Source organism: Algoriphagus alkaliphilus, assembly GCF_900103735.1.
In the GTDB taxonomy this organism is placed as follows: Bacteria; Bacteroidota; Bacteroidia; order Cytophagales; family Cyclobacteriaceae; genus Algoriphagus; species Algoriphagus alkaliphilus.
Map to the genome: position 1 here is coordinate 1 of NZ_FMXE01000067.1, position 3,029 is coordinate 3,029.

The window sequence follows — 3,029 nt, forward strand, 5'->3', positions numbered from 1 at the left end:
TTGAATTCCTTGTCAAAACTTCTTCTTGTTCCTTCTTTCATTGATTCTAAGTTAAGGGGCTTAACTTACTGTCCAATCAAATGTAGCAGCTCCAGGAAGTGTATCGAAGCAACAACCAATTTTTGCCCATTTAGAGGGGGTAGGACACAAAGATGGGCAAATGGTTTTTAACTTGTCGAAGGAGCAATTAAAACCTTCTATAAAGACAATTGAAAATGACTTATCCAAACTTGTTATCTCAATGGATTTGGCAAAACAAATCCAAAAAATAGGGATATTAAAGAAGAGCATTTTTGCATTTTATCAAGAGGGGGGTTCAGTAACAGTAAAATTCAATAATACTGAGGTAGATTTTATTTGTAATGCATATACTTTTGAAGAAATTGTCCAGTTCATTCCAGAACATATTGAAGTAGATGAAGATACTTTTATCGCCCGTTTTGACGGTTATGACAAATTAGGGAAACCAGAAGAAGGTCAATATGATTTTGCGAGTGTGACCTTTCAAAGGACTGAAGTGTTGGAGACACCATACATGTCAATTTGCATGTGCAGAGGAAGAATGGTTGCATTCAGCAAAACGGAGGATGGATATTTTAACAATCTTATTTGTTGGGGAAAAAATCAAGCAGAAACGGCAGCCTTAATGATTTTGGAACTAATGAAAGAAAATAGAATTGAAATAAAAACGGCCATTAACAACTAGGTTTTATTTCGTTTGGAGCCCGAACGATGAGACCGCGTCGAGATGATGTGTTCATAAAATGATATTTCTAGATAAAAATAACTTGAAAGGTAGGCTTAATAAATTCCCCTTTCTTGGCGGTTTACTACTCACTGTCGTACTTTTGTATTTCAGGATTCCTGTTAGTATTCTTCTTGACAATCTGCTTGTTAGGCACTTATTTTCTTCTTTTGAAGGAGGGCCTATTTCAGACTTTCTTTTTATTGTTTTACTATTTTTAAGCTCATGTTGGTTGGCAAAAAAACAATCTCTTAAATTTATTTATAAAACGGTTGGTTTAGGACTAATTTTTTATCTTTTCCAGAAGACGAATGATTATTGGGATTTTACCAACCTAGTTTTACTGACCAGTATAGCCTACTGGGATATTGTTGCAGTTAGCGGTATTCTTACTATCCCTTTATATTTTCTATTTAGGCGCCTAGATAAGCTAGTTTCAGATTCTGAAACACTAGGAGGTTTTGTTGAAGACAATTCGGTGGTAAGTTATGAGGACGATCATTTCAAGCGAAATATAGTAGCTTCAGAGATTGCCAGTCTAATACTAAATACAAATAATAAAAAATCCTTTGCGATTGGAGTTTTAGGCAAATATGGTAGTGGAAAAACCTCATTTTTAAACCTAATTAATCTTTCCTTAAGAGATAAAAATGTTTTAGCCATCTCTTTCGATCCCTGGAGTGTTGCTAATCATGAGATGATTCGAAGAGAGTTTTTTGATTTGTTATCAGACAAAATTGCTGAAATTGATCTGAAAATGTCATCCCTAATTTATAGCTATGGAAGAAAACTGGCGGGAATTTATGGGCACTCGCAATCGTGGTTAAATTGGATTGGCTTTTTGAGAGGTAGTGATTCTGCGCAGAGTTCAGGTGAATACCGACAAATCAATAATATGCTGAAGGCTACAGGATATAAGGTAGTTATAACAATTGATGATTTGGATAGACTTTATGCCCCTGAAATTATAGAAGTTCTTAAATTGATCCGCAATACCGCAAATTTTTCTAATGTGGTTTATTTGGTTGGATACGACAAGGAATATATACAGTCCTCAATTGGAACAATCAGCGGCTTCACAACGGATTATTTAGATAAGATTTTTCAATTGGAAATTCCTTTACCCAAATATGAGAAGGATGACTTGCTGAATGGTTTGCAGGGAAGATTGAAAGAATTGCTGTCAGAAGAACATTACGATGTTTTCGAAAATGCAATAATTCCAAATGATTTCCGTAACCGCTATGAAAAGGCCTATATCGGAATACTTCGCCAAAACCGTGACGTAGTACGATTTCTTAATAGTTTTAAGATCGCCTATAACTTGATTGGACAGGAGGTTGATTTCAAATGCCTACTAATACTCGAATTGATCAAGTTTCGTTTCCCACAAATCTACGAACTAATTTATTCACAGTCTGACAAGTTCTTGTATGAAAGATCATTTCTTTCTACCCATGAGCAATTTTACTCTCCATTGAAGATAAAGCAAAAAGATGCTTTTGATAAAACTACAGAAGTAACTGTTTTTAAAACTCACCTAGAGAAGCTTGGGTTTTTTAACGAGGAGGATGTGTTAATCTTGGATGGGCTTTTTAGATCACTTTTTAGTGGTAGTGACTATAATCGACCAGAACAAAAGAATTCAATTTCCTATCCTATGTATTTTGAGATATATTTTCGATATCGCCTTTCAAAATACGATCTTTCAAATAATGAATATCAGCAAGCAAAGAGCTCTGGAAAAATGAGCGAATTTATGAGTCATTGCACTAATCATGGATTACATAAAGAATTGATGGTAAGATTTTTACAGGAAGATATCAGTAAAGAAAGGCCTCACTTTGAGCAAGTATTAACATGGATTTTTTCTTTTGGCCGAACATTTGTTGAAAGGGAAGGGATGTTTCGATTTGATTATCAGGCTTTAATCGATAAATTTTACAATTACCACAATTATATCACTGATTCTCTTTATAAGAAGGATATTGGAGCTTTCAACTTTTTCATTAATAGTCTTTTTTCAAATGCATTGGCACCATTTCTATTTGAAAATGAATTGATTTTTTATCTAAAAAAGAAAAGTAGTGATTTTGTTATATCCAAAGAAAAGATGACTCATCATCAGTATTCATATTTTATTCGAATGGCTGAAAGTAACCATGGGTTAAGTAAAGAAACTCTTTGGTTGATAATCTCACCCCATACTGACCCACCCATTTCGGAGTAAACTGACCCACCTGTTTCAGTCGATATTGACCCATGCGTTTCAGTCCATACTGAC

2 protein-coding genes are annotated in these 3,029 nt (G+C 34.4%); both read left to right on the forward strand.

The window, feature by feature from the left end:
• The first annotated feature begins 241 nt into the window (after positions 1-241).
• The gene (locus tag BLQ81_RS21740; RefSeq protein WP_139183713.1) at positions 242-706 is read left to right on the forward strand and encodes a hypothetical protein; all 465 of its coding nucleotides are present in this window, start codon (positions 242-244) and stop codon (positions 704-706) included.
• Positions 707-764: 58 nt separating this feature from the next.
• On the forward strand, positions 765-2,975 hold the full coding sequence (locus BLQ81_RS21745; RefSeq protein WP_092735233.1) for a KAP family P-loop NTPase fold protein: 2,211 nt from the start codon (positions 765-767) through the stop codon (positions 2,973-2,975).
• Positions 2,976-3,029: the final 54 nt, after the last annotated feature.